Source organism: Microvirga sp. HBU67558 (assembly GCF_018069605.1).
GTDB classification, from domain to species: Bacteria; Pseudomonadota; Alphaproteobacteria; order Rhizobiales; family Beijerinckiaceae; genus Microvirga; species Microvirga terrae.
The window spans coordinates 1-291 of the sequence record NZ_JAGPUP010000106.1; the positions used below are offsets into that span (position 1 = coordinate 1).

At 54.0% G+C, this 291-nt stretch carries 1 protein-coding gene; it reads right to left on the reverse strand.

Going from position 1 to position 291, the window contains the following annotated elements; translation table 11 throughout:
• On the reverse strand, positions 1–273 hold a 273-nt coding region (locus KBI52_RS00435; RefSeq protein WP_371823081.1), incomplete at its 3' end, for a Crp/Fnr family transcriptional regulator.
• Positions 274–291 lie beyond the last annotated feature (18 nt).

The following is a 291-nucleotide window of genomic DNA, read 5'->3' on the forward strand; positions in this document are numbered from 1 at the left end:
ATGGGCAAGTTTTGAGAGTGCATGTGCGATCCGTTGTTCCACAGTGCCGCTTGAGAGATCCTTCAGCCTGCTCTCCATCTCACGCAGACGGGCCTCGAGATCACGTAGCGCGTTCCTTACCACTCCAGGATGTTGACTCATCAAGTCGTTGATGATCGACGCTGGCCACTGCAATTCAACGCAGTTTGTCACAGTTATGGCTTCGGCCGGATAAACGCCGTTCAACAAGGCAGGCGTTCCGAATGTCTCGCCAGGTTTGATGTATCGCGTAATGACATGCTCCCCACAGGG